This window comes from Magnetospirillum sp. ME-1 (assembly GCF_002105535.1).
Taxonomy (GTDB): domain Bacteria; phylum Pseudomonadota; class Alphaproteobacteria; order Rhodospirillales; family Magnetospirillaceae; genus Phaeospirillum.
In genome coordinates, this window is the sequence record NZ_CP015848.1 from 2,227,726 (window position 1) to 2,253,753 (window position 26,028).

Consider the following 26,028-nt stretch of genomic DNA (forward strand, 5'->3'; position numbering starts at 1 on the left):
CGCATGGCCGACAACCGCACCCAGTTCGCCCTCGGCATCACCGGCTGGCCGAGGGCCGCCATCGACCACCTCATCGCCTTGGCCGAGGCCATCCAAGCCGCCGCCGACGAGGAGGAGATGCCCGAAGGCACGTCCGAGCCGATGGCCGAGAAGGCCCGCGAGATCGCCGACATGTACAACCGAGGCCTCGACGCCCGCCTCGAAGCCGAGGGCGATGGCCTCATCATCTGGGCCGAGGACCACGGCTGCGTCGGCGCGACCGCCGATGCCATCCAGGACGCCATGGCCACCTTCGGCATCGCCGAGCCGGTCATCCTCGAATACGCCGACACCTGCTCGCGCATGCGCTCCGGCGAGTTCGGCGGCGGCGCCGTGGTCATCACCGCCACCGCCCAGGAATGGATGAACACCTCCGACTGGGCGCGCCAGACGGCCCGGCGGCTCGCCGCCGCCATTCCGGCTTCGGATGCCGGGGGCGGCACGCTGTCCTTCTCGGACATCCCGTGCTCGAACGCGTCGGAATACGGCGTCTGCCCGTCCGGCGCCGACTTCGAGATCGACCGCGCGATGGCCCAGCGCATCGTCGCCATCGCCTCCTTCCTTCCCGGCATGGAGCTCTGGAAGGCCGAGGCCTTCGATCGGCACTGCTTCTGGAAGGCGCCCGAGGATTTCGCCTTCGCCGACGAGGATGGCGAGATCCGCACCGAAGCCGACACGCTCTGCGTCTCGACGACGCATTTCTGGTTCGAGGCGGTTCCCAAGCACGAGGAAAGCTCGATGGCCACGGCCGAGATGTCGATCGCCGACCTGGCCACGCATTTCGGCCTGGCCTTCCCCGCGGTGCCCGAGCCGATCGTGGTCATCGTGCAGAAGGGCCTCGTCGAATCCATCCACGGCCCGGCCGGGCGGGCCGTCGTCCTCGACCTCGACATCGAGGGCGTGCCGCCGGAACGCCTGCGCCCCATCCGCCGCGGCGCCGACGGCCTGCTGCTGGCCAGCGTCTCGGAAATGGGGATCGTCCCGGGCGGGTTCGCCCCCGAGGACATCAAGCCCGAGTAGCGAGGAAGGGCGGGGGCGGGCCGCAGGAGCGGAGCCCGCCCCCGCCGAAGAAGGATGAACCGATGCACACCGTCTATCGACAGCTCTGCGCCATCGCCGAGGCGCATCCGGACCGGCTCGTAGCCTACGGGACGGACCTGCACCGCTGCGACAAGGAAATCCTCGAACGCACCGCCAGCGGCGACGAATACGTCTGGCTGCTCAGGCGCCATGGCACCGAGCTCTTCCCGCTCCGGGCCGCCTACGACCCCGTCGGCGTGACGTTCTGGCTGCAGGAGGCCGTTCTGGCCTACCACATCCGCATCACCGCCGACAGGGGCGCCGCCGGGACCGTCCGCAGCATCGGCCATTCCGAGGCCCGGCACCTGGCGCATCTGCCGCCGCCGCCCGGCGTCCGCCTATGGGCCCCTTCCGGCTTCGCCCTGCTCCTGCGCAAGGACGGCCGCGAACTGGCCCGGCTGAGCAACAGCAGCGGGCTCGGCTGGGACGCGGAGATCGCCGGCGGCGGACGCTGCCTCGGCCGGTTCGACAGCCCCGACGCCGCCCGCGAGGCCGTGGAGCGCATCCTCGACGCCGCGTAGCGGCAGGGGATGCCGACCGGCGCAGGGGCGCCGCCGTCCGGCATCCAGGAGGAAAGAATGAGCTACAATCTCGTGCTGCGCGTCCTCGTGGCGCCGCTCACCATCGACCACGGCATCCTCGCCCTCGACACCACCCCGAGCAGCGGCTTCTTCGTCGAACAGAACCGCCTGCTCTTCGACGGCGGCGGGGCCTCGGCCTTCACCGAGAGGGAGAAGCGGGATCTTCCCCGGGAAGCCCGCGCCGCCCGCGCCCGCCAGGCCGTAGCCGAGGCTTCGGCCACCGGCCCGCTCCACCGCGCCCTCGTGCGCGAAGCGAAGGGAGACAGGCGGACGCTGGGCGTCCTGCAAGGCAGCGCCGACACGCAGATCGCCGCGCTGGCGCCGACGCTGCGGATGGGCGAGGCCGTGGCCTACGCCGCGAAGCCCGGCGCCGGGATCTGGGACATCGCCAATCGGCTGCGCGTGCTGGACTTCGACGACGCCGAACTGCTCGTGGGCTTCGCCGCCGCGGCCCGCGAACGGATTCTCGCGACCGACGATCCGCTGCTGCCCTCCCCCGAAGCCGCCGGCATCCCGACCGAGGAAGCCATCCGCGCCTTCGTCGCCGAGCACGCCGGGGCCGTCTGCTTCATCACGAGGGGATAGCCATGGCCTACGCCGACGAGTTCCCCGACTTCGACCCCGGGACGCTGCCCGTCATCCCCCACGGCTGGATCGACCAGTCCTGGCGCAACGACGCCTGCCCGAGCTTCCGCCTCCCGGGCGCCCTGGTGGCCTGGATCGACTTCGCCGACCCCGCCCAGCGGGACGCGCCCAGCCAGCCCCGCTTCGCGCTCTGCCGGACCGACGACGAAGGCGCGACCGCGGGGACGGTGATCGCCGGGGACGACTGGCGGTCCATCCTCGATGCGGCGGCCCGGCACCTCGCTGGGCTGGCCATCTCCCTCGAGTGGGGCTGCGCCGGACAGATCGACGCCGAGAACGGCCTTTTCGCCATCCTCCATGCGGCGATCGGCGAGACGCCGGACTTCGACCGCTGGAGCCTGAAGGCCACTACCGCCGAGATGGTCGCCGAAGGCCTGCGCCTGCTCGGCCTCGAAGCCGCTGCCTGAGACGGAGGTCTCCATGGACATGTCATCCTTCGTGCGCCTCGCGAGGAAGCCGAAGCGGCGCTACGCCATCCGCTTCCCGGACGGCTCGCTGCGCGAGCTGCACCGGACCCGAGGCGGCGAGTGGGAAGTCGAACGCCCGGACGCCGGTCCCGGCATCGTCGTGTCCTACGGCGCCCTCTGGCGCGCCAAGCACGCCGCACGCTCCCAGGGCCTCGGCTTCGTGGTGCTCAAGTAGCCACATCTTCGATGCCGAGCTTGCCGGCGGCGTCCGCCTCGGCGATCCTCCCTCGACCGAACCAGGAGAGCTGGATGCCGATGAAGACCATCCCCGTCACCTTCAACCTCCGCTTCGACCCGGAAGAGGACGGGGAAGATCCGCTGGCCCGGATGCACGCCATCCTGGCGCAGGGCGGCTGGGGCGACGATCCCGTCGGGCTCTTCCTCACCCAGGCGTACTGGCAGCGGCTCGAAGACGCCGAGAAGGTCCGCGCCGACTGGGAGGCCCTGACGCCGGAACAGCGGCGGGACGGCCTCGGCATCGGCGAGAAGCTCCGCCGATGGGCGGAATCCGGCGCGCCGGGCGTCATTCGCCGCCCCCGAAGCCCGCACCCATTCCCGGAGCACCCCGACATGGACACCGTCTACATCATCGTCTCCGGAGAGCCCTCCGACGCCGACGACCATTTCGTCCCCGGCTTCTACGCCGTCCGCGTCGATCCCGGCCTGGACGACACGCAGAAGGCGGACGCCACCCTCGATGCCTTCCATGGCAAGGTGGGCATCGCCTGCCTCGACGACTTCACCATCGAGGTCCGGACCGCTGACGGGGCGCTGCTGTCCGGAGCCGAGAGCCACGAAAACGGCAGCCTCTCGGACAAGGCCGAATACATCGGCGATTTCGACGATCCCGCCCATCTGCCCGAAGCCGTCCGGGCAGCCCTCCAGCGGAAGGACTAGCCGCTGAGCCCCTCTTCTCCGGACAAGGAGACCGACATGCCCGACCACGAGCCCGCCGATCCTCATGCCGATGCCGCCCAGCCGCCCTTGCGCTGGTGGGCGGTCACCGGCCGCATCCCCGGCGACGACGAGGACCAGTTGCGCATCTTCCAGGCGGCGACCCGCGAGGACGCCCTGGAAGCCTTCGCCGAAGCCATCTGGGCGAACGAGCACGACGCCGAGGCCGGACGCGCCGCCGTGATCCGCGTGCACGGCCAGCCCGTGTTCTGGAACACCGTCGCCGTTTCCGACGCGCCGATCACCGAAGCCTAGGAGGCCCCATGGCCGTTCCCTTCCGCCAGGACGACGCAAGCGCCACCCGCCGCGCCTTCGTCCGCTTCTCCCAGGCGTGGTACGCCTCCGCCAATCCCCGCTCGCCCGACACCGTCGAGGAAGTGAATTTCGGCATGTACCATCCCGACGGCGGCACCGACGGCGAAATGGCCATGCGATGGGTCGATCTCGGCACCTCCGTCGCCGCGCTGCTCGAATGCTTCTCCGACGGCTTCGCCGTGCTGAGCGGCTTCCGGGACGTCATCGACGCCGTCGCCGGGGAACCCGGCCTCTCGCCCGAGCGCTTCTGCGAGCTGCTGCTCGCCCTGGGCTTCGAGGACGCGACGCCCCGCGAGTGCCCGCACCCCCGCTGATCCCGGCACGAGGAGAAGAACGCTCCGCTCCGGAGCCGGCCATGCGCGCTCCGAAGCGGGACGCAGGGAATTCGAAGGGAGATCGCCGACATGGCCACGACCATCCGCCTCTACGTCATCGAGGCCCCGCTCACCATCGACCACCTGATCCTCGCGGTGAGCGGCACCCCGGATTCCGGCTTCTTCGAGACCCAGAACGTCTGGGATCATCTCAGCGGCGACGAGCCCTTCGAACGGGATGGAGCCAGGCACAAGGAGCTGCTGGCGCTCGACGAGCCCATGCGCCTTCGCATCGAAGCGGCGCGCGCCGCGGTGGAGGCCAACGACGCCTGCGCCGCCGCGATGACCGAACGGTTCGGCCCCGAGAGCGCGGATGTCGATCCCGACATGCACCTCCATTGGCTCGCTCCCGATCTCCGCCTCGGCGAGAGCCTCCAATTCCCCGAGGGAACGCCGCTCTGGGCGCTCGGCGAAGTCGTCCTCATCGACAGCCGTGCCATCCGGAACATCGTCGGCGCCGTCGCATCGGCGATCGCCGACCCACGGACCGAGCACCCCGAGGACATGGCCCGCCCCGAAGACGTCCGCACCTTCCTGAACTCCCACATCGGGAAGCCGATGCTGATCGGGCGGGACTGAGCCCCGAGGATCCAGCGGGCCGCCAGCAGCGCACCGACAAACCATCGACATCGCCGGAGGCCGTCATGGCGCTCTTCGACCCCGCACGCCTGCGCGACGCCGGCATGGACGACGAGCTGATCGCCAAGCTCGAGCGGGCCTGGACCACGATCCGCCGCCTCGTCGAGCAGGACAATGTCGTCTCCGTCGCCTGGTCCGGCGGCAAGGACAGCACCGCGGCGCTGATCCTCAGCCTGATCGCCTACGAGGACGCGCAGACGCCCGGCCGCGCCGGGCCGCCGCTGGCCGTCACCACCGCCGACACCGGGATCGAGAATCCCGTCGTCCATGCCTACTGGCAAGGGATGGTGCAGGCGCTCGAAGCCCATGCCAGAAGACGCGGCCTCGACATCCGGGTGCGCGTCGCCCGGCCCAGCCTCGTCTCCTCCTGGACGGTGAAGGTGCTCAGCGGCTGCGGATTGCCGACCTTCCCGGACAGCAAGAGCCGGAAATGCAGCATCGACCTGAAGCGCACCCCCGCCGTGCGGTCCCTGCGTCGCCTTGTGCCCGAGATCCTCGCCGAGCTCGACGCCCGCCTCGACGCGGCCCCGCCCGACTTCATGCGACTCGCCCAGTTGCGGGAACGCATGGCCGAAGGCCGCCCCGTCGTCGTGGTCGGCACCCGCTACGGGGAATCGGCCGAGCGGGATCGGCGCATGGCCGCCCGCGGCGACACCACCGAAGTCCGCGAGAACGAGGACGGCACCCTGGTGCTGCCGCTCATCGCCGACTTCACCCTCGAGGACGTGTGGGAGGTGCTGGCGCTGGCGGGCGAGGATCTGCCGCTGCCGTCCTTCGTCCGCTCCTTCGACGCCACCCGGGACCTCTACCGCGACGCCACCGGCGAATGCGTCATCGTCGCCGGCAGCGATCAGAAGAGCGCGGCCTGCGGCGCCCGGTTCGGCTGCAGCCTCTGCACGGCCGTGGGCCGGGACCGCTCCATGGAAGTCCTGCTCGGGAAGCCGGAAAACGCCTTCATGCGGCCTCTGCACCGCCTGCGGGAATTCCTGCTGCGCACCCGGTTCGATCTCTCCCGCCGCCGGTGGGTGGGCCGCACCTTCCATCCCATCACCAACCATGTCCGCATCCAGCCGGACGGCTATTCGGCCGCGATGGTCGAGGAACTGCTCGGCATCATGCTCACCATCGACGCCGAAGAGGCGGAACGGGCCGCTCGGCTCGCGGATGCCGCCGACAGACGGGCGATGGGCGAGATGGTCCCGTGGCCGGACGCCCACCTCGCCGCTTTGGAGGCCGATAGGAAGGCCGATACGGCCTACCTTGCCCGGATGGTCCGCCCGCAGTTCCGGCTCGTGGCCGAGGATCAGCTGATCGCGATCGATTGGCTCTGGGCCCGCTACGGCATCCACAAGCCGTTCCGGGCGCTGTGGATCCGCCGCGAGGTGCTGCGCGGCCGCCGCTGGGAAATCCCCGCCATCCCCGAGACGCCGCGTCCGCCGTTCCCTGCTGCGCGATGGATCGGGGTTCCGGAGACGCCCTACCATACGCCTCCGCTGTTCGACGACCTGATGTGGTCCCTGATGGACCGGCCCGGCGTCGATCTCCCGGCGGTCGCCGACGGGACGGTCACAGTCGATCCGGAGGAAACCGAGACCATCGAGGTCTTCGAGGAGGCGGCCGCCTTCATCCTCGACTACGAGGCCGATTCCTGGATCGACCTCTACCACGACCGCGGCTACCGGCCCATGGCGGCTGTCCACGCCTATCTCCGGTTCGGAGCCATAGGCGTGCCGAAGGGCCGTCTCGGCGAAATCGGGGCCGTGGCCGAAAGGAACCTCCGGCTCATAGAATGCGGCCTGGACCCGGCGCTGCCGTACTCGGCGCTGCCCATGGACAAGTCCCTTTCCGATGCCGGGCACGCCGCGCTGATCCGCGCCATGACGGCCCAGCAGGTTCCGGCCGAGCCGAAGCGCGCGAAGCGGACCGCCCAGGCGGATCTCTTCGACGCAGCTTGAGCCCCGGAGACCCGGGGGAATGCCGCCGCGGGTCCGTGCCTTGCGAACGGACCCCGCGGCGACGCATCGGAGAATCCCCGAATGGCGAACGAGAAACCGCAGGAACGGTACCTCACCGTCCTGCTCACCCCGCATGACCTCGGCGACGCGGATGGCGCCTACGCCATCTGCCGTACGCGGATCATCCCGGGCGCGGGCGCCCTGGTGCGCCCCAAGCTGGCCGACATCGTGGCCAGCCGCGCGCTGGAAGACATCCGCGTCCTGATCGGCCGCCGCCTGCTCATGCTCGACGAGGCCAGCCTGGACGAAGGGCTCAACCGGTGGCTCCGCGCCGCCGGGCACGAGCCCATCGCCCATTCCCGCGTGGAGTTCATCGCCCGCTGGGAAGAAGAGGCCAGCCACCTATCGACCCACTTCCTCCCCAACGACGAGGAAGGCGACTTCCTGCGGGCCCATCCCAACTGGGCCATGGGCCTGCTCTTCGATCGGGCCAACGCCGTCCTCTCGACCGAGATGCGGCTCAACCAGGATCGGGACCATCAGGATCCCGAGCCGTGGCACCGCCTCGATCGCCTCTACCGCGCCGATGCCCTCATCGAGACCGCCGAGGCCGAGAAGGCCCGGGCCGAGAAGCGCATGGCCGAGCGGAAGAAGGGCAACACCGACGACGAGCCCGACGACATCGCCGAGATCATGCGGGATTCCGCGCCTTCGCGCATCGGAACCGCCCGCACCGACGAGGAACGCCGCCGCCTCCTGCGGCTCGAGGACGAGCTGCGGCGCGTGGTGTTCGGGCAGGACGAAGCCGTGTCCGCCGTCGCCGAGCAGATGATCATGGCCCGGGCCGGGCTCCAGCGGGCCGGGCGGCCCGTAGGCGGTTTCCTGTTCGCCGGCCCCACCGGCGTCGGCAAGACGGAGCTGGCCCGCCAGCTCGCCATGGCCATGGATCTGCCGATGCTCCGCCTCGACATGTCGGAATACTACGACCGGCACGCCATCTCGGGCCTGATCGGCTCCGTCATGGGCTACCGCGACTCGTATCGCGGCGGCCTGCTCACCAACGCCCTGCTCAAGAACCCGAACCACCTGATCCTCTTCGACGAGATCGAGAAGGGCGCGCCGGAGGTGATGAACCTCCTGCTCCAGATGCTCGACGCCGGGCGGCTCACCGACGGGCGCGGCAACACGGTGGACTGCACCGGGGCCACCATCGTGATGACCACCAACCTCGGCGCCCGCACCGTGGCGAAGAAGAACGCCCTGGGCTTCGGCGCGACGGCCAGCGCCAACGACGAGACCGAGGAGATCCGCGCCGCCGTGGAGCGCGGCATCCCGCCGGAGCTGCGCAACCGCATCGACCGCATCCTGGTCTTCGGCCGCCTGGACCCGGCGCGCATGCCGGCCTTCGTGGACAAGGGCCTGCTCGGCCTCGAAGCCCAGCTCCGCATGACCGGCAGCCGCCTGTCCGTCACCGACGCCGCCAAGGCCCGCCTCGCGAAGGAAGGGTACAGCGCCGATTCCGGGGCCCGGCCGCTGGAACGCCTCATCGACGGGCGCATCCGCCGCCCCGCCGCCCGCCTGCTCATCGAGAAGCCCCTCGGCTCCGCGGAACTGCGGGTGGATCATGACGGCGAAGCCATCGCCGTCTCCGTGCAGCCCATCGTCCCGCCTGAGGCGGATCCCAAGGCCGCCGCCCGCTGGACCCGACTGCACGCGGAAGCGGCGCTGGAGGACGCCAACCAGGCGCGCATCCTCTCCATCGCCACGCCGCTCGCGCTCACGACCTACGGCGCCGTGGTCAAATCGGCCTCCACCCGGATCATCGTGGCCACGCCGAGGGACATCGCCTCGCTTCAGAAGGCCGAATCCGGCAATCCGCTGGAGCCGGGGCACGCCTTCGCCGCCTTCCTGGCGGAGACCGATGGCGACAACGACTGCTGGTTCGCCGTGCCGGACGACGATCGGATCACGGTCGTTCCGAACGAATCCAAGGCCCTGCTCCTCGATCAGCTGTTCCGTTCGACCGACGCGGCCATCCTGCTGTTCGACAACCGCGCCTACGAGCAGGAGCTCGTCCCGCTCCTCCGGGCCAACCGGCTGCCCGTGCCTCCGCGCCAGCGCATCGAATTCCTGTGCGAGCGGGGAACGCCCATCGGCGAGTCGGCCAAGGATACGCTGTTCGACTGGGGGTACTACGGCGGCGTCGGGCTGTCCCACCTCGCCGACCCGCGGGAGCACACCCCCATGGACGCCGTCCGGTGGCTCACCGAGTGCATGAACTTCGTGATGGGCGTCGAAGAGCAGAAGCGGCTCTTCGACCTCTGATCCCCCAGGAGATCACCATGACGCACCTCTTCGCACCCGAGGCGCTGCCCATCATCGGGCGCCGCGACGGCCGGGAAATCATCCTCGATTCCTTCGCCGGCGGCGGGGGAGCCTCGACGGGCATCTTCCAAGCGCTGGGACGCCACCCCGACGTGGCCATCAACCATTCGGCCGAGGCCGTCGCCCTGCACGCGGCGAACCATCCGACGACGAAGCATTTCTGCCAGTCGGTGTGGCAGGTCGACCCGGCCGACGTCGCCAGGCTCGGGCCAATCGGGCTTGCCTGGCACAGCCCTTCATGCACGCATTTCAGCCGAGCCAAGGGCGGCAAACCCTTGGAGCGCAGCATCCGCGATCTCGCCTGGATCGTCGTCGCCTACGCGCGGCTTCCTCCCAGCGTACGCCCCAGGGTCATCTTCCTCGAGAACGTCATCGAGTACCTCTCATGGGGACCGCTCAACTCCTCCGGGCTTCCGGACAAGAACAAGCTCGGCTCGGAATTCCGCCGATGGGTCGGCGAACTGCGCCGCCTGGGCTACAAGGTCGAATGGCGCGAGATGCGGGGCTGCGACTACGGAGCACCCACCATCCGGAACCGACTGTTCCTCGTCGCCCGGAACGACGGCGAGCCGATCGTCTGGCCGGACCCGACCCACGGCGCCCCGGACAGCGCCGACGTCCTCGCCGGCCTGCTGCTGCCCTGGCGCACCGCCGCCGACATCATCGACTTCTCCATCCCCTGCCCGTCGATCTTCCTCTCGCCCGAGGAAGCGAAGGCGCTGGGCGTGCGCCGTCCGCTCCAGGAGGCCACCCTGCGCCGCATCGCCCAGGGGCTGCGCCGCTACGTCCTGGACAGCCCGCGCCCCTTCATCGTCCCGCTGACGCACAGGGGCGACGATCGCTGCCACGACAGCCTCGAACCGCTGCGGACCATCACCACCGCCAAGCGGGGCGAACTGGCGCTGGTCTCGCCCTACTGCGTCAATCCGAACCACACGGCGCCGGACTACACGCCGTTCCGCGGCTTCGGCCCCCGGTCCCCCGTCGGCACCCTCACGGCCTCGCCTGGCATCGCCGTCTCCATGCCGCACCTCACCCGCTTCCACGGCCGCAGCGTGGGCAGCAGCCTCGACGGGCCGGCGCCGACCATCGAGACGCACCTCACCGATGGCGTCGTCCTGCCGTGGATGGCGCAGCACAACACCGGTGTCGTCGGCCATTCCATGCACGAGCCGGTCAGCACCATCCTCGGCAAGGGCTGCACGCAGATGCTGGCCGCCGCCTGGCTGTCGCAGATGCACGGCACCAACGCCGGCAATGGCGGAGACCCGCGCCAGCCGCTGGGGACCATCCTCGCCCAGGGGAACCACCACGCCGCCGTCCAGGCCCTGCTGGAGCGCACGGCGAAGCCCGGACAGCACCACGAGGCCGTCGTGGCCATCGACGGGCAGGAATGGGCCGTGGCCGACATCGGCATGAGGATGCTCACGCCGCGCGAACTCTACAACGCCCAGGGCTTTCCGCCGGACTACCTCATCGACGTGCTGTTCGAGGGCAAGCGCCTGTCGAAGGCCTCGCAGGTGCGGATGTGCGGCAACTCGGTCTGCCCCGACGTGGCCGCCGCCCTGGTCCGCGCCAACGCCCCCGACCTCGCCCGCTCGGCCATCGCGGCCTGATTCCAAGGAGGAATCCCATGCACACCATCCGACGCAAGCAGCCCGGCGACAAGGCGATGGCCGATCCCAGGATCAGCTACGTCGTCCTCGACGGGAACGGCCGCGAGGTCGGCACGCTGGCCAAGGAGCCGACCTTCCAGCGGAAGGGCATCAAGCAGGGAGGCGGATGGTCCGTCTGGATCCTCGAGGAGCACGCCGCCCTCTCCGACGATGCGGGCGGCGAGCTCTGGGTTCCGGACTTCAGGAGCGCCAAGGAGATCGTCGCCCGCTGGTCCGCCGACCCCACCGCCTTCCGTCCGCCGGACCCCGCCGCCGAATTCGACATGGACGCCCTGTTCCAGGGCTGAAGGGACACGACATGCGCAAGACCATCCTCCCCATCCTCCTCTCCGTCCTCCTGCTCGCCGGCTGCGCCGACATGGGCAACAAGCAGATGGCCGGCGGCCTGCTCGGCGGAGCCGCCGGCGGCTGGGCCGGCTCGCAGATCGGCCGCGGCTCCGGCAACCTCGCCGCCACCGCCGCCGGAGCGCTCATCGGCGCCTTCCTCGGCTCCGAGCTCGGCAAGGGCCTCGACCGCACCGACCAGATGTACGCCGCCCAGGCCCAGCAGCAGGCCATCGTCGCCGCGCCTCCCGGCGCCCGCGTGGGCTGGCAGGGGCAGCAGCCCGGCACCTACGGCTACACCGTCGCCGGACCCGCGATGCCCGTCCAGACCGCCTACGGCCAGCCGCCGACCACTTGCCGGGAATACCAGACGCAGGTCACCATCGGCGGCCGGGTCCAGGACGCCTACGGGCGCGCCTGCCAGGGCACCGACGGCCAATGGCGGATCATGCAGCAGTAGCCGCCTTCCGGGCCGCCTCGATGGCGTAGGGCCTCTTGCCCATCGGCCGGGCCGAGGCGATCGCATCCGCCAGCGCCGAGGACGCGTCGGCATCGAGCCGTCCATCCTCGTCGCTGCGCCGGACCTCGACGACGAACCCGGCAGGAACCTTCGGCATCCCCGGAGACCAGCCGCGCACCATGGAGCACGCCGCAGCCGCGCCCGGCCCCGTGGCCGAGACGACGAGGCGGGGAAGCGGCGCAGCCGCCAGCTCCTCGACGAGGCCGCTCAGCACCAGCGGGATCAGCTCCTCCGACTTGGAGACGGAACCGGCGATGATCAGCGAACGCCGGGGAAGAGACAGCACGACCGTGCCGCTGGGGCCGCCTTCGATGGACAGGCGCAGCCCGCCGGCCTCCTGCGGGGCCTCGAACGACCTGTCGGACGGAAGCCCGATGACGACGGGGCTGTCCGACGCCGACTGCCCGATGGAGCCGCCGCCGACCCGGCGGGCCAGGACCCGCAGGGCGATCTCCTCCATCTCCACGGAATCGGAGGTGAGGAGGCACCGGCGCCGCCATTCCGGCACCTCGAAGGAGCCTCCGCCACGCACGATGACGTCCCGGCTCCGGCCGGAAAGCCAGCATTCCGCCGCGAGGCGCCGCTCGATGGCGGAGAGGATGTCCAGAGACATGAGGACGGCATGGACATCCGGCGCCCGCAGACGGGAACGCCCATCCACGACGCGCTCGAAGAGGATCGCCGATTTCCGGGAAAGCGCCACAGCCTGCATGCCGACCTCCTCTCGTTCATGCAGAATCTGGGGCCGCGGCGATGGCTCCCGGATGCCCGGAAGCTTGACCTCGGGAATCCGCAGCCGTAAGCATTGACCATCAACAGCAGGGAAGGAAAGCCCATGAACAAGACCGATCTCGTCGCAGCCGTCGCCGCCGCGACCGGCCAGACCAAGACCGACGCCGCCAAATCCGTCGATGCCGTGCTGGACGCCATCACGTCCGAACTGAAGGCCGGCGGCGATGTCCGCCTCGTGGGCTTCGGCACCTTCTCGGTCGCCCAGCGCGCCGCCAAGGAAGGCCGCAACCCCCGCACCGGCGCGACCATCAAGATCGCCGCCTCCAAGCAGCCGAAGTTCTCGGCCGGCAAGGGCCTGAAGGACGCCATCCAGTAGCATCCTTCCCAGGAGGACCGCCATGCGCCGCTTCGCCGCCGCAATCGCCGCGGTCCTCCTCCTGCTTTCCGCTACCCCGGCCCTTTCGGCCGACACGGTGGCGGGCATCTGCTTCTCGCCGCCCAGGGACGGGCGGGAAGACTGCCGCAGCCTCGCCGTCCGGGAAATCGACGGCGCGGAAGAAGCCATCCGCATGCTGGCCTACTCCTTCACCGACGAGCCCATCGCCGACGCCCTCATCCGCGCAAGGAAGCGGGGCGCCGACGTACGCCTCGTGATGGACCGCTCGAACGTCTGCGCCGAAGGAAACGACGACGAGGACGGCGGCAAGGCCTGCGGCCGCCACGGCGCGGCCATCGCCGATCGGCTGTCCAGGGCCGGCATCGAGGTGCGGATCGACCGGAAGCACCCGATCCTCCACGACAAGGTCATCATCCTCGACCGGCACCGCACGATCACCGGCTCCATGAACTGGACCCGCAACGGCGCCGAGCGGAACGGGGAGAACCTCGTCGTCCTCGAAGGCCGGGACACCGCCCGCACCTTCGCCGCCGACTGGGAAGAGCACCGCAGCCACTCGGAACCCTACGCGCCTGCCTCCAAGCGCAGATAGGGAAAGGCGCGGAGGGGCCGCCCTGAGGCGACGCCCCCTCCGCGAAGGAAGGGACGAACCTTCCAGCGGAGACCCGCCATGTCCACCCGGAGCCTGATCGGCCGCGAGAACGCGGACGGGACCGTTTCCTACATCTATTGCCATTACGATGGCTACCTGTCCGGCGTCGGCACGACGCTGCTCGCCCATTGGGTGGATCCCGCCAAGGTCGATGAGCTGATCGCACTGGGCGACCTGTCGGCCCTCGGGGCCTCGATCGGCGAGAAGCATCCCTTCGACCGCTGGGCGCTGCCCGAGGAAGAGCGCGAGAAGGTCAAGGGCTGGTGCCTGGCCTACGGCCGGGATCGGGAGGAGAACGACGCCGCCGCCCGCACCATCCATTCCGCCAAGGCCTACGGCATGGTCCAGGGCGTGCAGGTCCATTACCTGCTGCGCGCCGACGGGATCTGGCACGTCCAGGCCCGCCGGTTCGAGTGGCGGCCGCTGGCCGACGTCATCGCCGACAACGACTAGGAGCCCGCCATGCGACTCATCGAGCAGGACCTCCGCCACATCGCCTCCGCCCTGCGCCGCGCGGCGCAGGAGGACACCCGGCTGGCCGCCGCCCTCTGCCCCACGGAAGGGCTCGGCGCGGCGGGCAACCGCGTCGTCGCCGAGCTGCTCTCCCGCGCCCAGCGGATGGAGGAACTGGCGCACCTCGCCGATCGATCCTGCGCCGTGGTCCTCGAATTCGACCGGACGTAGGAACGGCCCCATCTCCAGCCGGAAAGGGGAACGGCATGTCCTTCCAGTCCGCCGCCGACGATCTCGCCGCCAACCTTCCCGGTTCCTGGACGGTCGAGCACCGCTACGAGCATCTAGCCATCCTCCTGCGGGACGACGGCATGGAGCTGCGCCTGTTCTCGAAGGGCTGGCGCGTCGAGCTCGCTCCGGCCATGCCGGCGATCAGCGGACACTACCACCACCCGAAGGACTTCGGCGTGGAGGAGGACGAGCCCCGGGCGACCTTCGATCTGCGCCGCATGGAGGGCAAGCCCGTCCGCGTCGCCGCAGAGGCCCACCGCCGCGTCGTCGAGAAATGGGAACCCCTGTGGCGCCGCTGCTGCGCCCGCCGGGACGAACGCCTCGCCGAGCGCGGCGATGCCGAGGACGTCGCCCGCCGTCTCGCCGAGATCCTGGGGGCCGAGCTGTACGACGGACCCCTCGCCGACGGCCGGGATGCCCGTCTCCGGACGAACGTCGCCGGCATGTTCGGCAGCGTGCGGATCAGCGCCTTCAAGGGCGGCAACGTCACCATGCAGCTCGAAAGCATCCCGGGCTGGGCCGCCATCAGGATCGCCGAGGCCCTCGCGGCCCTGCCCAAGCCCAACCGGTAGCGCCCATCCTCGGGGCGGGAGGTTCGAAGGAACCCGCCCCGAGGAGGACGACATGAAGAAGAACGCGAAGCCACGCAACCTCGCCGCCCGCGCGCTGCGCTCCATGCCCGGCGCCGCCGCCGGCGTCGATGCCCGCCCCAAGATCGTCCGCAACCGCAAGGCCTATTCCCGGAAGGGACGGCGCGGCGGGACGTTCGATTGACGGACGTGCACTCGACAAATCCATGATCCCGCCCATCTCGCGATCCAGAGGCATGCGCAGCGTGCCGCTGCCGCCGCGGCTGAGCGAGAGGATTCCATGCACATCGAACGTACGGAGACATTCATCGCCATCGCCCAGGGAGGCGAGAACCTGGACCTGGGATGGGCCCGCGGAGACCTCGACGCCGAAGGCTCCATCCCGCTCGTCTCCTTGCGCTCCATGGCGCTGCTGGCCGCCCTCAAGGGCGACATCTACGCCCGGGACCCCGAAGCCATCCAGCCGCATCTGGACGAGATTCTCGGCACCAGAAGGACGCCGGCCCCGCGGGTGCTTCCCTTCGACGAGCATCCCCACATCGTCCTCGGACGACGCCACCTCGACCGGGCCCTCCTGATCGAGATCGGACTGAGGGCCGACCGCTACGCCTCGGAAGCCGTCTGGCCCCATACCTCCGCGCGGAGGCTCGCCGTCGAGGCCGCGCTCAATGCGGCCTTCCTCGGACCGATGATGGCGAAGGGAGTGCCATCCCACCGCGCATTCGCGCCCGACCGGAAGATCGTATCCCTCCAGGCCATCAGGCTGCGCCGGACCATCGACATCCTCGTCCAGCGGACGCGGGAGAACCAATCCGACCCGAGGCTCTCCTGGCTCGCCAGCGGCCTCTCGAAGGCCACCACCGGCCTGCGCCGTGAATTGAAGGCCGCCGAGAAGGCCGAGCGCGCCATGTAGGCGCGACGGCGGCGCCGGCAGGCGCACGCCGCCCTCGCACCGAGGGAATCCCAGCCACCAACGGAACGACGGACCGCCCAGCGGATGCCGATCGATTCCGCACGCCCCAAGGAGAACGCCATGGGCCTCGACATGTATGCCTACCGCATGGATCCCTCCATTCCCGGCGAAAAGGCCACCGACTTCGATCTGCCGGAAGGCACCAGGGCGAAGCAGTTCCATTACTGGCGGAAGCACCCGAACCTCCACGGCTGGATGGAGCAGCTCTACCGCTCCAAGGGCGGAACCGACGAATTCAACTGCGCCACCGTCCTCGTATCCGAGGAGGATCTGGACGCCCTAGAAGCCGCCGTGAAGGGCGAGGAGCTGCCCGAGACCCACGGCTTCTTCTTCGGAGCCTCCCATCCCGAGCAGAAGGCCGACGACCTCGTCTTCATCGCCCGGGCGCGCGCCGTGATCGCCAGCGGCGACATCGTGGTCTACACTTCGTGGTGGTAGACGGGAGCGCGCCATGGACAGCATCGACGAGAAGATCACCGCCATCGCCAAGGAGCACTTCGGCATCTCCACGCTGGAGACGCGAAGGAGCGACCGGCTGGATTTCCACGAGGTGGCCGCCTGGACCCTCAAGGCCGCCCTGCGGGCCGCCTACGAAGCCGGAGCCGCCTCAGCGGAAAAGAAGTAGCCGGGGCGCCGCGCGGGGCTCCGAGGGAACCCGCGCGACCGACCCGGAGAACGACATGGACACCGCGAATCCGGCGGCGACCGCCGCCATCGATCGGGCGAAATGGATCGGCACCGCCACCGGCATCGCCGGCGCCGTGATGCTCGCCGCCCACATCCCCTGCTCGGACTGGGGATTCCTCTTCCACCTCGCATCCTCGGCCTCCTGGACCTTCGCCGGCCTCCGCGCCCGCGACGCCTCCATCTGGCTGCTCAACGGGGCCTTCCTGGCCATCAACATCCTGGCCATCGCCCGCTGGACGCACCTCGTGTAGCAGGAGGACGGCATGGCCAAGGGAACGCCCCCGCTCTTCCTCGCGCTGGGCCCGGCGGAGCGCCTCTGGCGCCTCGCCATCGCCCGGCAGCAGGGAATGCCCGTCCCCGTCGAGGACGTCGACGCCGCCCTGGGCGAACTGCTCGAAGGCGTCGATCGCATCCACCGCGAACTGCCGACGGCGGCCAGGCTCCTCGAAGCCGCCGCCGGGGCTCCAACCGCACAGGGAGGCCGGCCATGACCCCGGACCTCGAGGACATCCTGCGACGCGGCCGCATGACCGCACCCGCCCTGCTCGCCTTCCTCGCCAGCGGGAACGCTCCGAAGGACTGGAACGCCGTCTGGGAGATCAACGACAGGATCAGCCACCTGGCGCAGGATTGCGTCTGGTGCGCCGCCGTGGCGGAAGCCAGCGCCATGGATACGGACCCCCGAGCCCCCGCCCTCGCCCGGCTGCTCCGCCACGAGGATCGCATCCGTGTCCGGACCGCGCGCGGCGTCATCGGCAGCCCCGACTACTGGGGGGATCTCGGCAAGGCATCCACCCTGCGGCCGGACGGGTCCAGCCTCGACATCTCCATCGGACCGGATGGCCGGGCCGTGGCGAGGCTCCGCACCGGGAAGGAGGCCGAAGAGCGCTGCTCAATCAACCCCGCCGCGGCGATCTGCTGGACCATCCTCAAGCGGCTGGCCATGACGGATCCGTGCGGAAACGGGTTGTCGGGCGCCAAGGCCGAAGGATCGCCCTTCCTGCTGCCGTCCGATGGCAGGCGGGATGCCGCGTAGGGGAAAGGGAAGCCCGGTTCGGGAACGAAGCCGGGCAGTGGCGGTCAGCCGCAGCGCGCGCCGTGGGCGCGGGCGCGCAGCGGCCTGAAGGAGAAGGAAGGAACGAGCGTCACGGGATGCATGACAAGCCACTGCTCTCTGGGCGTGTCGAGCAGGGCTCGGCATGCAACAGAAGAACTGGAGATGGAACGTGTCCCCGATCCTCGAGAACATCCTCATCGGCGCCGCCGTCATCCTCGCCCTGGCGGGCCTGCGCCACATGAATATCCTCCGCCGGCGCCGCAACAGGCGGATCGAGCGGGAGAAGCACGAGCAATGGCTGAAGACCATGGCCCGCATGGAGCCCGAGGCTCCGCCCGGGATCTACCGGATGGGCATCGCCATGGACGGCATCACCCCGATCTTCACCAACGGCGCCCACATCCGGCTCGCCGGCGTGATCAAGCCGGAAGGCGATCGGTTCGGCGATGAAGCCTTCCGCATCCTCGAATCCCTGAAGGGCCGCCGCATCCTCGTCCTTCCCGCCTGGCGGGAACAGAGGATGGACCACGCGCACATGTACGACATCGAGACGGGCCGGAGCATCGCCCACATGATGCTGGACCGGAAGGCCGTGCGGATCGACCCCAAAAACCCGGAACTGCCCGCAAGCCTGCTCACCAAGGAGCAGAGGAGCGCCTGCGCGGCCTGAACACGGAAGAAGGACCGGAAATGGAAGAAGGCGATCCGCTGGTGCGGATCGCCTTCTCGCCGTCCACCCGGAGGATGGGGATCAGGGCAGCTTGGCCTCCTGCTGCGGAGAGTCGGATGGGGCCGGAGCCGCATCGTCCCCGAACAGGGCATCGAACACCATCCGGCCCGGTTCCTTGCCCGCGATCTGGCCGAAGGCGATATCGACCGCGGAGAAGATCAGGCCGGGAATCCCCCAATAAAGGGTATCGCCGCCCATCTTGGCCACCACGCCGATCCGATCTCCCGACAGCTCGCGATAGACGCTTCCCAGCAGAGGAATGTGCTGAAGGGGGTTGATGACATCGAAGAGATCCCAGAGGGACGGCTCTCCATCCTTGCCGATGAAAACCGGCGGCGGGCCTTCCTCGACCGGGGCCTTCGCCGCTTCGGCCGACGGCTCAGCGGCAACGGCGGGCTTCTCCTCGGCGGAAACGACCGGAGACGGGGAAGGCTCTTCCGCGGAAGGAGACGCGGGAACGGCCTGCGCCTTCGCCGTGCGGCGCGACGGAAGGGCGGCGGGAACGGCGGGAGCCTCGACGACGGCCGCACGCGCAGCCTGTTCCGCCGTCGCGGCGTTCTCCGACGGCAGGACCGGAACGAGCGAGCCGCTCATGGAATCCATGGAAACCGAGGGATAGGTCCCTTCCCCGGGTCCGGAACCCGCGCAGCCAGCCAGAAGCCCCGCGGAAACGATCGACGCCAGCACATACGCGCGCATGCCACCCTCCCTGTCCGTGTTTCGACGGGAAGGACGTGGGGCCGGAGAGGGCCAATCGGTCGGCGGAGCGCCAGAGAGGGGCTGTAGAGCGGTTTATATGTAAACCGACTATAAGCCGGTGCGGAACGCCCTCTCCGGACCCATGTAGACACCATGAGGGAAGGCGCAGGCCGGCCTCGGATGGCGTGAAGCCCTGCCAATAGCGGACGTTGCTTGAGCGCCGCTTGAGACGTTGCCATGAACGCCCCGCAGCGCCGCTTGGGACGCTGCCAAATGCCGCCATGAACGTTGCTTTAGAGAGAGCCGAACGAGGCCGGGCCGCGAAGCCCGTCCTTGGGAGCGCGTTCCTTGGTCGAACGGCTCATCTCGGCAAGGAGCTTCGCCCGCTTCTCGCTGCCGAGGCGGACATCCGGACGGGTGCCGACGGCCGGAGCCGGTACCGGAGTGGGATCCATCAGCTCGCGGGGCATCAGCGGCCAGTCGTCCCTCTCTTCTTCCTGGGAGACGGCGGATGCCTCGATCGCCGGGGCGGCTGCGATGGCAGGCCTCGCGGCGGGCCTGGGAACGGGCTTCGCCGCAGGCTCGGAAGCAGTCTTCGGCCGCTGCAGCGGCTCCATCCCCTCGGCCCGGCGGAGCCGGCACACCAGCGTGCGGAGATCCTTCGCCTTCAAGGGCTGGCCGGTGCCGGACCAAACGACGCCATCCGCCGTGATCTCCTCGCAGATGGCCTCCCAGGGCAGGGTCTTGTGGGCTTCGAGGATCTGATCGAGGTTGGCGCGGACATAGTCCCGGACCGAACGGCCCGGACGCGACCTGACCTTCAAGTCCTGCTCGCAGCGGCTGCGGAGCCTCGAAGCGAGATCCATGGCGCCCTCCCTCACCCGCGCCGCCGCAGGAGGACCATCTCCCGCGGCTGCGCCACGCATTCGATGACGATGTCGTTCCGTCCGCCGCGCAATGCCATGCCGGCGACGGCGCGGGCGGCGGCGAAGATGTTGCCGCCGACCGGCTCGTCCTTCGACACGAAGGGGCCGGAGAAGACCAGGACGCCGGCGAGCTTGTCGCCGCCCGGGGCGACGAGGACTACGGGGACGACCCGCGCCCCATCCTTCCAGGCTTCCGCCATGGGAAGCATGTCCGGCTCATCCATGGCGGCCTGCAGCACGACGGAGACGTCGGACTTCCGCGCAGCCGAACGGCCACGCAGCGTCGAATGCGTCTTGGAAGCCAAGCGGCCGATCGCGAACAGGACGTCCATCTCCACCCCTCCTCGCACCGAAGATGGGATCGGATGGACGCCGATCCGGCGATCCTACCTCCCGAGGGAGGAGGACTCCCGCGCCGCCTCGATCGCCCGTCCGGAACCGACCCTGCGGAGCACCGCCGCCCGGGCCAGCCTGAAGGCATCATCCACGTCGCCCCGTCCGATCGATTCCTCGACGAGCACCCGGGCGGCCACCTTCTCCTTCGCATCGGGACCGGTCCCTGCGGATGCCCTCGCCCAGCGCGCCGTCTCCTTCCCCACGTCCGTGCCCCGCGCTTCGAGGATGGAAGCCATCTCCCTTCCGGACGACCGGCCGAACGACCCGGCGAGATCGGCGATGCGCGAGGAGCAGTCCGCCAGATCGGCGGGCATCGACAGCCCGGGATCCATGCGTCCGGCCTGCGGCACCGCCATCCGGGCCAGGGGGAAGGCGGACTGGATGGCCTTGCGCTCATCCCCTTCGAGGACGGCCATCACCGAAAGGGACATCTCCCGCCCGGCAACCCGGGACAGCGGGTGATTCACGATGGACGAACGCAGCGCCTCCGCCCTGCTTCCTTCGAGGCCCCGCGCCTTGATCGCCTCCGTGGCCAGCGCGTAGGGGAATCGTCCGTTGAAGCCCCCCGCCCTCTCGGCCGCCGCGCGCGCGACCTCGCCGGCCTTCTCCCAGATCGGGAGCAGCCGGTGCTGCTCGGGGGTGAGCATCCTCCATCCCCGCTCCATGGCGGCGGACCGCAGCTCGGATTCCTTCGCGCCGACCAGGGAAACGCCCTCGGCAGGACCGAAGCCCGAAGCGAAATCGCAATACGCCCTGAGGGAGCCGCGCCCGACCTCGCCGGAGGACAGCGAGCGGGGCAGGCCGTCGGCCAGAGCAAGATCCGGCGGAAGACGCCGCGCGACGAGCGTGCGCCCGGCGAGGGCATCGGCCAATCCGGGCCTGACCGCCTCGCGGTCGATCGCGCCCCGGCACAGCCTTCCCGCCTCCTCGATGGCCGCGACGGCATCCGCGCCGGCCGGAACCCTCGCGATGCGCACGGGACGACCGGACGGGTCCGATGCGATGCCGACGGCGGCGCGGGGAGACGCTTCCGGACGGCCGAAATCGACAAGCCCTCCCGCCGCCCGCACCACGCAGAAGCGGCCATCCATCCTCTTCACGACGGCCATCCCGGTGGCCGAGGCATCGAGCCCGCGCACCAGGAAGAACGACGAGGGCGCCAGGCCGGCACGCTGGGCCTGATCCGCCGGTAGCCGCGCGCCCGTGGAATGCACGATGGCGGCAAGCCCGGCCTCGCGCGTCCCGGCGGGAACCTCGACCGCCACGTCATGCACCCGCGCCTGGCCACCGGAATGCCATGCGACGCGATCCGGCGTCGCCGGAATGCGCACCGAAGCGGAAATCCCATCGGAACCGGGAAGCGCCGTCTCGCGGGCGGGACGCCCGGGCAGGAAGGCGGCGTGCTCGGCCACGCCCGGAGCGTCGGGAAGCAGGCAGGCCGGAAGGGCCTCCACCGAACCGGCGGGGGAATCCCACGCCCTGGCGCCATCGATGGCGGCGCGGGCCGTCCATTCCGACGGGAAGCGGCCGATGGAGCCCATGGACTCCATTCCGACCACCAGAGGATCGAGCCCGGCCGGCGGCAGGGCTGACGGGTCCATGGGAGACGCGAACCAGGCGATGCCGTCGAACCCGCCTTCCCGGGCCATGGCCCTCGCCGCCTCGACCTCGGAGGCGTCCATCCTCCCGATGCAGGAGAGAAGCCGGCCGGAAAGGACGGAGGCGTCGCCGAAGACATGGACCCCTTCCTTCGTCGTCGAGAGCCCGGCGGACTCCAGCTCGGAGAACCGGGCCTTCCTCGCCTCCTCTGCGTCGCGGGACGCCTTCCCTTCGAGGCCGCGCAGCGTCCGGCGGACATCGGACTCAAGGACAGGCCTCCCGTTCCGGTGATCGATCGCGACCACGGCCATGTCGCGGGACATCGCCAGCGCGATCGCCTTGTCGTATTCGTTCCCGGCGCCTTTCCAGACGCCCAGCGCCATCTGCACCCCGGTCCCCGCTTCCCGGATGCTCTTCGCCTTGACGGGAAGCAGACGGGGAAGCTTCTCTCCGGCGGCCCGAAGGGCGGCCCATTCGGCCTCCATCTTCTCCAAGGCGGAAAGGACGGATCGGCTGCACGCCGCCGCCTCGATGGCGCCGCCATCGGACCGGGCCGGCACGTTCCTCTCGACCAGGGACCGGATCAGGGAAGGAGAGGCGTCGTCCGGCGCGAGGATGGCGATGCGCGACGGCTCGGGACGCTCGGGAAGCACGCCTGCGCGATCCGCCGCCTGCTGGGCAGAGATCGCCGCATGGACCTTCAGCGCATCGGAGAGCGGAACCGACCCGGACGATGCGGCCGCCTCCAGCGCCGAGACGAGCTCGCCGCGGGTGCGGCATCCCGCCGCCATCTCCCGCGCCACGACCTCGGCGGCTCCGATGAGGACGAGGACCGATTCCTCGGCCATCCTCGTCTCGACCCCGCCTCCGAGGCGCACCTCCCGGCCGACGGGGCGGGAAGGAGGGGCGGCCATGCGGGCCGCATGATCGGCTGCCGAACGGAGCCTGTCGGCCTCTTCCAGCGCATCGGCGAACGGAAGGCCCGGACGGCGCGCCATCAGCTCCTCGATGTCGATGGCGGAGGATGCCGGAACCGCGTATCCCGCAGCCTCTTCCTCGGCGCGCAGCATGTCCGCCGCCAGCCGGGCCAGACCCGCTCGGGACGCTTCGGAAGCGACGAGCGATGGAAGGACTCCGGCGGCCTGGCGGGCGCGCTCCTGCGAGGACGCGTCCATGGAGACGAACGGGGCCTTGCCATGCCGCCTCGCATCGAACCGTACGGACCATTCGGCGCCGGAGCGGGCCTCCCACATGCCGCCATCCTGTCCCGTGTCGTTGCGGGACGAATCGCCGCCCCAGGCCGCCTCATCGGCGCGCCTCAGCGCATCGATGCTGGCCTCGCCCACGCGGATCCTCTCGGCGACGATGGCTTCCGGCTCGCGGGGATAGGCGTCGAAGGCGAGCGAGGCGACGGACAGGAGGCCGCGCGCCGCATCCGCTCCCCGACCGGCTTCATCGGTCCTCGCGAGGCCGCCCAGGCCACGCATGGCCTCGGCGATGGAATCCCTGCCGGAGAACCGCATGTCCGCCGCCAGCCGGGCGGCGCGCCCGAGGACGGAGACCTCTTCGGCCAGCCATGAGGAGCGGCCGGCCTCGGCGACCGCATCAGCCACCCGTCCCGCCGTCTCCCGCAGCTTCGCGAGCCGCGACGGATCGCCGGACCTCAACCCCTGCAGGGCCTGCTCGGCCGAAGCCGCGAGCGCATCCCGCGCGCTGGACAGGCTCCGGGAATGCGGACCCTCCTCGAAGGAAACGCGGGCCGACGTCCACCCATCGAGCCAGGAGGACATCGACGAGGAAAGGGAAACGGCCGCCGGCGATGACGAGGCGGCGGAAGCCGAACGGATGAGGGCCGCGGCCTCGGCGGCGGAACGCTCGTCCCCGGCCCGCAGGCCCGCGATGGAACCGGCGGCCAGCAGCACGGCCTCGGCCTCCGCATCCGGCGCGCCGGCGCTCAGGGCATCGCCAGCACGCACGACGAAGGCACGGGCCGCGCGACCGGCCGAAGCCGCATCCCACCCATCCCTGCCGAGGGAGTCGGCGAAATCGGCGGCAGCCTCGCGCAGATCGCGGTTCGCGCCGCCGAAGCCGATGGACGGCAGTCCGGCGGCCTCCCGGGCGGGAGATACGGACATGCCGCTTCCGCTGCGAAGCTCGACATGGGCGGTGCTTCCATCGGCTGCGACCAGATCGAATTCGGCGCGACGGAAGCCCGGCCCTTCCTCATCCTCGTCGCCCAGCCAAGGAGAATCCTCGACGTCCAGGATCGCCGGATCATCGATTCCCTGCGGCATTCCGCTGTCGTGCGCTTCGGCCATGGCCATCTCCCATCGGGTTCCGAGGAAGAATGTGGGGCATGAAGCCGATTTCGGATCGGGACGGACAGGCCGCAGCGGGAAAGGCTCAGCCCCTCATGCAGTCCGGGAAGTCCAGCCAGTTCCCATGGCCGACCTCGCCGACCGGCATGACCGGAACCACGAAGCTCAGGAAAGCGCCATCGCGCTCCACGAGGAAGGACATCGGCGTCCCGACGGGCAGGCGCCGGCCCGGTCCCTTGCTTCCCCCGCCGAACAAGCCGGCCGTCTCGACCCACCAGTTCCCCGGGAACACCATGAAGCAGTTCGCCTTCATGTCGCTTCCAAGCTGGATCCCATCCACCTCCACGATCCGATCGTACAGCCGAAGGCCGCACTCGAAGGCGACCGACCGCGGATGGATGGCCCCGATGACGACCCCCGTGCGGCGTGCGAGCCGGGACACGGCGATGCAGATGTCCCCTTCGATCTCCTGCAACGGACGATCGACCGCCTGCTCCCGCTCGGCGGCGATGCTCACGGGGCGCGAGGGAGGAGGAGAAGCCGGATGGGACGCCGATGGCGACGGAGGAAGCGGCGCCTGCGGACGGACCGGAATTCCGGGCATGCGCGGCATCGCTGGAGCGATCGCGGGAGCCAAGGCGGGCCGCGGCATCACCGGCATGGCTCGGGAAGGCATGGCAGGAGAAGCGGAAGCCTGCTGCATGGAAGGGGAGGGACGGCCGGGCATCCTGGGAGGAAGGGACATGATCAGCCTCCGATCTGGACGCAGGACAGGAAGACGCCCGAAAGCCGCGCCACGGCATCGGCGTCCGGACACAGGAACACCGCCTTGTCCGTTCCAGCGGCGACGAGCCCGCCATCGAGGGCGGCCAGGCGGAGTCCTCCCTCCACGATATCCACCGCCGAAGGATCAACCTGCACCTCGGCCCGATCCCCTCCGCCTAGGGCGAACCGGATCAGATCCGCGAAGATCGCCTTGGCCCGGTGCGCCTTGTGCGTGGCGCCGCCCCATGACGGCCCTTCGATCACGAAGGACTCGCCGATCTCCATGACACGGATGCGTTGCGGCATCGCTCCCTCCCTGCGGTTCCCCGCGAAGATGGGGGCATCAGAAGGCGAATGAGCGGCCGGAGCAGAAGGGTTCCGCCGATACGATTGCCGGGAATGTCCTGGAAAGATGGAAACGGGCCGCTCGCACGGCGATGTCCGCCTCCTCCGGGCTCCTCACCAGAAGCACCGCCTCGATGCGCGAACCCACCGAGACCGGCCAGATGTCGCTGCCGGACTTCCAGGCGTTGCCCGCCGCCTTCAGCTCGGGATCCGCGAGGCAGCCCCTCATCACATCGACGACATCGCCCTCGATGCAGTTGGAGTTCGAGCGGGCCACCGCCCAGAAGCGGCGCGCCGCCGAACCCGTCAGGATGATGCTCGCCATGCCGCTTCCCCCGCTGAACCCCAGATTTCCGGAAGATGTGTCCTGAAGCCGGATTCCCGGACGAGAAGGAACGTGCCCGGCAATGCGCACGGACAAGCATCGCCTTGCCGCACCTGACGCAACCATCCCTTTGCGGAAT

The 26,028-nt window shown here is 70.1% G+C and carries 36 protein-coding genes; 28 read left to right on the forward strand and 8 right to left on the reverse strand.

What is annotated here, in order from left to right; translation table 11 throughout:
* The first annotated feature begins 3 nt into the window (after nucleotides 1–3).
* The 14 genes from WV31_RS10285 to WV31_RS10345 all read left to right on the forward strand — a co-directional run bounded on the left by WV31_RS10285 (nucleotide 4) and on the right by WV31_RS10345 (nucleotide 11,894).
* Nucleotides 4–1,059 (forward strand): hypothetical protein, encoded by a 1,056-nt coding sequence (locus WV31_RS10285; RefSeq protein WP_085373487.1) that lies wholly within the window; start codon nucleotides 4–6, stop codon nucleotides 1,057–1,059.
* Nucleotides 1,060–1,121: 62 nt separating this feature from the next.
* Complete coding sequence (locus WV31_RS10290; protein WP_085373488.1) at nucleotides 1,122–1,640, forward strand: hypothetical protein; 519 nt, start codon at nucleotides 1,122–1,124, stop codon at nucleotides 1,638–1,640.
* 57 nt (nucleotides 1,641–1,697) lie between these two features.
* Complete coding sequence (locus WV31_RS10295; RefSeq protein WP_085373489.1) at nucleotides 1,698–2,285, forward strand: hypothetical protein; 588 nt, start codon at nucleotides 1,698–1,700, stop codon at nucleotides 2,283–2,285.
* 2 nt (nucleotides 2,286–2,287) lie between these two features.
* Complete coding sequence (locus WV31_RS10300) at nucleotides 2,288–2,752, forward strand: hypothetical protein (RefSeq protein WP_085373490.1); 465 nt, start codon at nucleotides 2,288–2,290, stop codon at nucleotides 2,750–2,752.
* Nucleotides 2,753–2,765: 13 nt separating this feature from the next.
* Nucleotides 2,766–2,987 carry a hypothetical protein gene (locus WV31_RS10305; RefSeq protein WP_085373491.1) on the forward strand — a complete coding sequence of 74 codons (222 nt, stop codon included), beginning with the start codon at nucleotides 2,766–2,768 and terminating at the stop codon, nucleotides 2,985–2,987.
* A gap of 80 nt (nucleotides 2,988–3,067) precedes the next feature.
* Nucleotides 3,068–3,709, forward strand: a complete 642-nt coding sequence (locus WV31_RS10310; RefSeq protein ID WP_085373492.1) for a hypothetical protein — start codon at nucleotides 3,068–3,070, stop codon at nucleotides 3,707–3,709.
* A 36-nt stretch (nucleotides 3,710–3,745) separates the two neighbouring features.
* Entirely contained in the window at nucleotides 3,746–4,021 is a 276-nt protein-coding gene (locus tag WV31_RS21565; RefSeq protein WP_145980808.1) for a hypothetical protein, read from the forward strand.
* Nucleotides 4,022–4,029: 8 nt separating this feature from the next.
* Nucleotides 4,030–4,395 (forward strand): hypothetical protein, encoded by a 366-nt coding sequence (locus tag WV31_RS10315; RefSeq protein ID WP_085373493.1) that lies wholly within the window; start codon nucleotides 4,030–4,032, stop codon nucleotides 4,393–4,395.
* 90 nt (nucleotides 4,396–4,485) lie between these two features.
* Nucleotides 4,486–5,034 carry a hypothetical protein gene (locus WV31_RS10320; RefSeq protein WP_085373494.1) on the forward strand — a complete coding sequence of 183 codons (549 nt, stop codon included), beginning with the start codon at nucleotides 4,486–4,488 and terminating at the stop codon, nucleotides 5,032–5,034.
* 65 nt (nucleotides 5,035–5,099) lie between these two features.
* Nucleotides 5,100–7,049, forward strand: a complete 1,950-nt coding sequence (locus WV31_RS22050) for a hypothetical protein (RefSeq protein ID WP_085373495.1) — start codon at nucleotides 5,100–5,102, stop codon at nucleotides 7,047–7,049.
* Between the two features lie 81 nt (nucleotides 7,050–7,130).
* Nucleotides 7,131–9,374, forward strand: a complete 2,244-nt coding sequence (locus WV31_RS10330; protein WP_085373496.1) for an AAA family ATPase — start codon at nucleotides 7,131–7,133, stop codon at nucleotides 9,372–9,374.
* 17 nt (nucleotides 9,375–9,391) lie between these two features.
* Nucleotides 9,392–11,050 (forward strand): DNA cytosine methyltransferase, encoded by a 1,659-nt coding sequence (locus WV31_RS10335; protein ID WP_085373497.1) that lies wholly within the window; start codon nucleotides 9,392–9,394, stop codon nucleotides 11,048–11,050.
* Nucleotides 11,051–11,067: 17 nt separating this feature from the next.
* Complete coding sequence (locus tag WV31_RS10340; protein ID WP_085373498.1) at nucleotides 11,068–11,397, forward strand: hypothetical protein; 330 nt, start codon at nucleotides 11,068–11,070, stop codon at nucleotides 11,395–11,397.
* A gap of 71 nt (nucleotides 11,398–11,468) precedes the next feature.
* The gene (locus WV31_RS10345; RefSeq protein WP_237051573.1) at nucleotides 11,469–11,894 is read left to right on the forward strand and encodes a glycine zipper 2TM domain-containing protein; all 426 of its coding nucleotides are present in this window, start codon (nucleotides 11,469–11,471) and stop codon (nucleotides 11,892–11,894) included.
* On the opposite strand, the gene WV31_RS10350 is transcribed toward WV31_RS10345, so the two are convergent.
* A complete protein-coding gene (locus WV31_RS10350; protein ID WP_145980810.1) occupies nucleotides 11,881–12,486 on the reverse strand; it encodes a hypothetical protein in 606 nt (201 codons plus the stop codon). The genes WV31_RS10345 and WV31_RS10350 overlap by 14 nt on opposite strands.
* Nucleotides 12,487–12,576: 90 nt before the next feature.
* On the opposite strand from WV31_RS10350, the gene WV31_RS10355 reads away from it, so the two are divergent.
* From WV31_RS10355 to WV31_RS10410, 14 genes are all read left to right on the forward strand, one after another.
* The gene (locus WV31_RS10355) at nucleotides 12,577–12,756 is read left to right on the forward strand and encodes a hypothetical protein (RefSeq protein ID WP_085373501.1); all 180 of its coding nucleotides are present in this window, start codon (nucleotides 12,577–12,579) and stop codon (nucleotides 12,754–12,756) included.
* A 33-nt stretch (nucleotides 12,757–12,789) separates the two neighbouring features.
* On the forward strand, nucleotides 12,790–13,062 hold the full coding sequence (locus WV31_RS10360) for an HU family DNA-binding protein (RefSeq protein WP_085373502.1): 273 nt from the start codon (nucleotides 12,790–12,792) through the stop codon (nucleotides 13,060–13,062).
* Nucleotides 13,063–13,084: 22 nt separating this feature from the next.
* The gene (locus tag WV31_RS10365; RefSeq protein WP_085373503.1) at nucleotides 13,085–13,675 is read left to right on the forward strand and encodes a phospholipase D-like domain-containing protein; all 591 of its coding nucleotides are present in this window, start codon (nucleotides 13,085–13,087) and stop codon (nucleotides 13,673–13,675) included.
* 78 nt (nucleotides 13,676–13,753) lie between these two features.
* Complete coding sequence (locus tag WV31_RS10370) at nucleotides 13,754–14,188, forward strand: hypothetical protein (RefSeq protein WP_085373504.1); 435 nt, start codon at nucleotides 13,754–13,756, stop codon at nucleotides 14,186–14,188.
* Nucleotides 14,189–14,197: 9 nt separating this feature from the next.
* Nucleotides 14,198–14,419: a hypothetical protein gene (locus tag WV31_RS10375; protein ID WP_085373505.1), complete on the forward strand. Its 222-nt coding sequence runs from the start codon at nucleotides 14,198–14,200 to the stop codon at nucleotides 14,417–14,419.
* Between the two features lie 35 nt (nucleotides 14,420–14,454).
* Nucleotides 14,455–15,051 (forward strand): hypothetical protein, encoded by a 597-nt coding sequence (locus tag WV31_RS10380; protein WP_085373506.1) that lies wholly within the window; start codon nucleotides 14,455–14,457, stop codon nucleotides 15,049–15,051.
* Between the two features lie 52 nt (nucleotides 15,052–15,103).
* Nucleotides 15,104–15,253, forward strand: a complete 150-nt coding sequence (locus tag WV31_RS22055) for a hypothetical protein (protein WP_168185904.1) — start codon at nucleotides 15,104–15,106, stop codon at nucleotides 15,251–15,253.
* Between the two features lie 96 nt (nucleotides 15,254–15,349).
* A complete protein-coding gene (locus WV31_RS10385; RefSeq protein ID WP_085373507.1) occupies nucleotides 15,350–15,982 on the forward strand; it encodes a hypothetical protein in 633 nt (210 codons plus the stop codon).
* An 84-nt stretch (nucleotides 15,983–16,066) separates the two neighbouring features.
* A complete protein-coding gene (locus tag WV31_RS10390; RefSeq protein ID WP_206072599.1) occupies nucleotides 16,067–16,480 on the forward strand; it encodes a hypothetical protein in 414 nt (137 codons plus the stop codon).
* 13 nt (nucleotides 16,481–16,493) lie between these two features.
* Nucleotides 16,494–16,667, forward strand: coding sequence for a DUF6900 domain-containing protein (locus WV31_RS22060; RefSeq protein ID WP_168185905.1), 174 nt, complete (start codon nucleotides 16,494–16,496; stop codon nucleotides 16,665–16,667).
* A 55-nt stretch (nucleotides 16,668–16,722) separates the two neighbouring features.
* Entirely contained in the window at nucleotides 16,723–16,980 is a 258-nt protein-coding gene (locus WV31_RS10395) for a hypothetical protein (RefSeq protein ID WP_085373508.1), read from the forward strand.
* 12 nt (nucleotides 16,981–16,992) lie between these two features.
* Nucleotides 16,993–17,220 (forward strand): hypothetical protein, encoded by a 228-nt coding sequence (locus WV31_RS10400; RefSeq protein ID WP_085373509.1) that lies wholly within the window; start codon nucleotides 16,993–16,995, stop codon nucleotides 17,218–17,220.
* Nucleotides 17,217–17,765: a hypothetical protein gene (locus tag WV31_RS10405; protein ID WP_085373510.1), complete on the forward strand. Its 549-nt coding sequence runs from the start codon at nucleotides 17,217–17,219 to the stop codon at nucleotides 17,763–17,765. The genes WV31_RS10400 and WV31_RS10405 overlap by 4 nt, the downstream gene beginning before the upstream one ends.
* 190 nt (nucleotides 17,766–17,955) lie before the next feature.
* Nucleotides 17,956–18,456, forward strand: a complete 501-nt coding sequence (locus WV31_RS10410) for a hypothetical protein (RefSeq protein WP_145980811.1) — start codon at nucleotides 17,956–17,958, stop codon at nucleotides 18,454–18,456.
* Between the two features lie 81 nt (nucleotides 18,457–18,537).
* Here the strand turns inward: WV31_RS10410 and WV31_RS10415 are convergent, their stop codons facing one another.
* The 7 genes from WV31_RS10415 to WV31_RS10455 form a co-directional block, all read right to left on the reverse strand.
* Nucleotides 18,538–19,215, reverse strand: coding sequence for a hypothetical protein (locus WV31_RS10415; RefSeq protein ID WP_085373512.1), 678 nt, complete (start codon nucleotides 19,213–19,215; stop codon nucleotides 18,538–18,540).
* Between the two features lie 293 nt (nucleotides 19,216–19,508).
* Nucleotides 19,509–20,081: a hypothetical protein gene (locus WV31_RS10420; protein ID WP_085373513.1), complete on the reverse strand. Its 573-nt coding sequence runs from the start codon at nucleotides 20,079–20,081 to the stop codon at nucleotides 19,509–19,511.
* Between the two features lie 11 nt (nucleotides 20,082–20,092).
* A complete protein-coding gene (locus tag WV31_RS10425; RefSeq protein WP_085373514.1) occupies nucleotides 20,093–20,473 on the reverse strand; it encodes a hypothetical protein in 381 nt (126 codons plus the stop codon).
* A 54-nt stretch (nucleotides 20,474–20,527) separates the two neighbouring features.
* The gene (locus tag WV31_RS10430) at nucleotides 20,528–24,454 is read right to left on the reverse strand and encodes a hypothetical protein (protein WP_145980812.1); all 3,927 of its coding nucleotides are present in this window, start codon (nucleotides 24,452–24,454) and stop codon (nucleotides 20,528–20,530) included.
* Nucleotides 24,455–24,539: 85 nt separating this feature from the next.
* Nucleotides 24,540–24,971, reverse strand: a complete 432-nt coding sequence (locus WV31_RS10445) for a PDZ domain-containing protein (protein ID WP_085373518.1) — start codon at nucleotides 24,969–24,971, stop codon at nucleotides 24,540–24,542.
* 230 nt (nucleotides 24,972–25,201) lie between these two features.
* Nucleotides 25,202–25,525, reverse strand: coding sequence for a hypothetical protein (locus WV31_RS10450; RefSeq protein ID WP_085373519.1), 324 nt, complete (start codon nucleotides 25,523–25,525; stop codon nucleotides 25,202–25,204).
* Between the two features lie 37 nt (nucleotides 25,526–25,562).
* Entirely contained in the window at nucleotides 25,563–25,889 is a 327-nt protein-coding gene (locus WV31_RS10455) for a hypothetical protein (protein WP_085373520.1), read from the reverse strand.
* Nucleotides 25,890–26,028 lie beyond the last annotated feature (139 nt).

Bases quoted from the DNA above. Each gene is read 5' to 3' on its own strand.
- WV31_RS10285 (WP_085373487.1), top strand. From the start codon at position 4: ATGGCCGACAACCGCACCCAGTTCGCCCTCGGCATCACCGGCTGGCCG.
- WV31_RS10290 (WP_085373488.1), top strand. From the start codon at position 1,122: ATGCACACCGTCTATCGACAGCTCTGCGCCATCGCCGAGGCGCATCCG.
- WV31_RS10295 (WP_085373489.1), top strand. From the start codon at position 1,698: ATGAGCTACAATCTCGTGCTGCGCGTCCTCGTGGCGCCGCTCACCATC.
- WV31_RS10300 (WP_085373490.1), top strand. From the start codon at position 2,288: ATGGCCTACGCCGACGAGTTCCCCGACTTCGACCCCGGGACGCTGCCC.
- WV31_RS10305 (WP_085373491.1), top strand. From the start codon at position 2,766: ATGGACATGTCATCCTTCGTGCGCCTCGCGAGGAAGCCGAAGCGGCGC.
- WV31_RS10310 (WP_085373492.1), top strand. From the start codon at position 3,068: ATGAAGACCATCCCCGTCACCTTCAACCTCCGCTTCGACCCGGAAGAG.
- WV31_RS21565 (WP_145980808.1), top strand. From the start codon at position 3,746: ATGCCCGACCACGAGCCCGCCGATCCTCATGCCGATGCCGCCCAGCCG.
- WV31_RS10315 (WP_085373493.1), top strand. From the start codon at position 4,030: ATGGCCGTTCCCTTCCGCCAGGACGACGCAAGCGCCACCCGCCGCGCC.
- WV31_RS10320 (WP_085373494.1), top strand. From the start codon at position 4,486: ATGGCCACGACCATCCGCCTCTACGTCATCGAGGCCCCGCTCACCATC.
- WV31_RS22050 (WP_085373495.1), top strand. From the start codon at position 5,100: ATGGCGCTCTTCGACCCCGCACGCCTGCGCGACGCCGGCATGGACGAC.
- WV31_RS10330 (WP_085373496.1), top strand. From the start codon at position 7,131: ATGGCGAACGAGAAACCGCAGGAACGGTACCTCACCGTCCTGCTCACC.
- WV31_RS10335 (WP_085373497.1), top strand. From the start codon at position 9,392: ATGACGCACCTCTTCGCACCCGAGGCGCTGCCCATCATCGGGCGCCGC.
- WV31_RS10340 (WP_085373498.1), top strand. From the start codon at position 11,068: ATGCACACCATCCGACGCAAGCAGCCCGGCGACAAGGCGATGGCCGAT.
- WV31_RS10345 (WP_237051573.1), top strand. From the start codon at position 11,469: ATGGGCAACAAGCAGATGGCCGGCGGCCTGCTCGGCGGAGCCGCCGGC.
- WV31_RS10355 (WP_085373501.1), top strand. From the start codon at position 12,577: ATGGACATCCGGCGCCCGCAGACGGGAACGCCCATCCACGACGCGCTC.
- WV31_RS10360 (WP_085373502.1), top strand. From the start codon at position 12,790: ATGAACAAGACCGATCTCGTCGCAGCCGTCGCCGCCGCGACCGGCCAG.
- WV31_RS10365 (WP_085373503.1), top strand. From the start codon at position 13,085: ATGCGCCGCTTCGCCGCCGCAATCGCCGCGGTCCTCCTCCTGCTTTCC.
- WV31_RS10370 (WP_085373504.1), top strand. From the start codon at position 13,754: ATGTCCACCCGGAGCCTGATCGGCCGCGAGAACGCGGACGGGACCGTT.
- WV31_RS10375 (WP_085373505.1), top strand. From the start codon at position 14,198: ATGCGACTCATCGAGCAGGACCTCCGCCACATCGCCTCCGCCCTGCGC.
- WV31_RS10380 (WP_085373506.1), top strand. From the start codon at position 14,455: ATGTCCTTCCAGTCCGCCGCCGACGATCTCGCCGCCAACCTTCCCGGT.
- WV31_RS22055 (WP_168185904.1), top strand. From the start codon at position 15,104: ATGAAGAAGAACGCGAAGCCACGCAACCTCGCCGCCCGCGCGCTGCGC.
- WV31_RS10385 (WP_085373507.1), top strand. From the start codon at position 15,350: ATGCACATCGAACGTACGGAGACATTCATCGCCATCGCCCAGGGAGGC.
- WV31_RS10390 (WP_206072599.1), top strand. From the start codon at position 16,067: ATGCCGATCGATTCCGCACGCCCCAAGGAGAACGCCATGGGCCTCGAC.
- WV31_RS22060 (WP_168185905.1), top strand. From the start codon at position 16,494: ATGGACAGCATCGACGAGAAGATCACCGCCATCGCCAAGGAGCACTTC.
- WV31_RS10395 (WP_085373508.1), top strand. From the start codon at position 16,723: ATGGACACCGCGAATCCGGCGGCGACCGCCGCCATCGATCGGGCGAAA.
- WV31_RS10400 (WP_085373509.1), top strand. From the start codon at position 16,993: ATGGCCAAGGGAACGCCCCCGCTCTTCCTCGCGCTGGGCCCGGCGGAG.
- WV31_RS10405 (WP_085373510.1), top strand. From the start codon at position 17,217: ATGACCCCGGACCTCGAGGACATCCTGCGACGCGGCCGCATGACCGCA.
- WV31_RS10415 (WP_085373512.1), bottom strand. From the start codon at position 19,215: ATGCGCGCGTATGTGCTGGCGTCGATCGTTTCCGCGGGGCTTCTGGCT.
- WV31_RS10420 (WP_085373513.1), bottom strand. From the start codon at position 20,081: ATGGATCTCGCTTCGAGGCTCCGCAGCCGCTGCGAGCAGGACTTGAAG.
- WV31_RS10425 (WP_085373514.1), bottom strand. From the start codon at position 20,473: ATGGACGTCCTGTTCGCGATCGGCCGCTTGGCTTCCAAGACGCATTCG.
- WV31_RS10430 (WP_145980812.1), bottom strand. From the start codon at position 24,454: ATGGCCGAAGCGCACGACAGCGGAATGCCGCAGGGAATCGATGATCCG.
- WV31_RS10450 (WP_085373519.1), bottom strand. From the start codon at position 25,525: ATGCCGCAACGCATCCGTGTCATGGAGATCGGCGAGTCCTTCGTGATC.
- WV31_RS10455 (WP_085373520.1), bottom strand. From the start codon at position 25,889: ATGGCGAGCATCATCCTGACGGGTTCGGCGGCGCGCCGCTTCTGGGCG.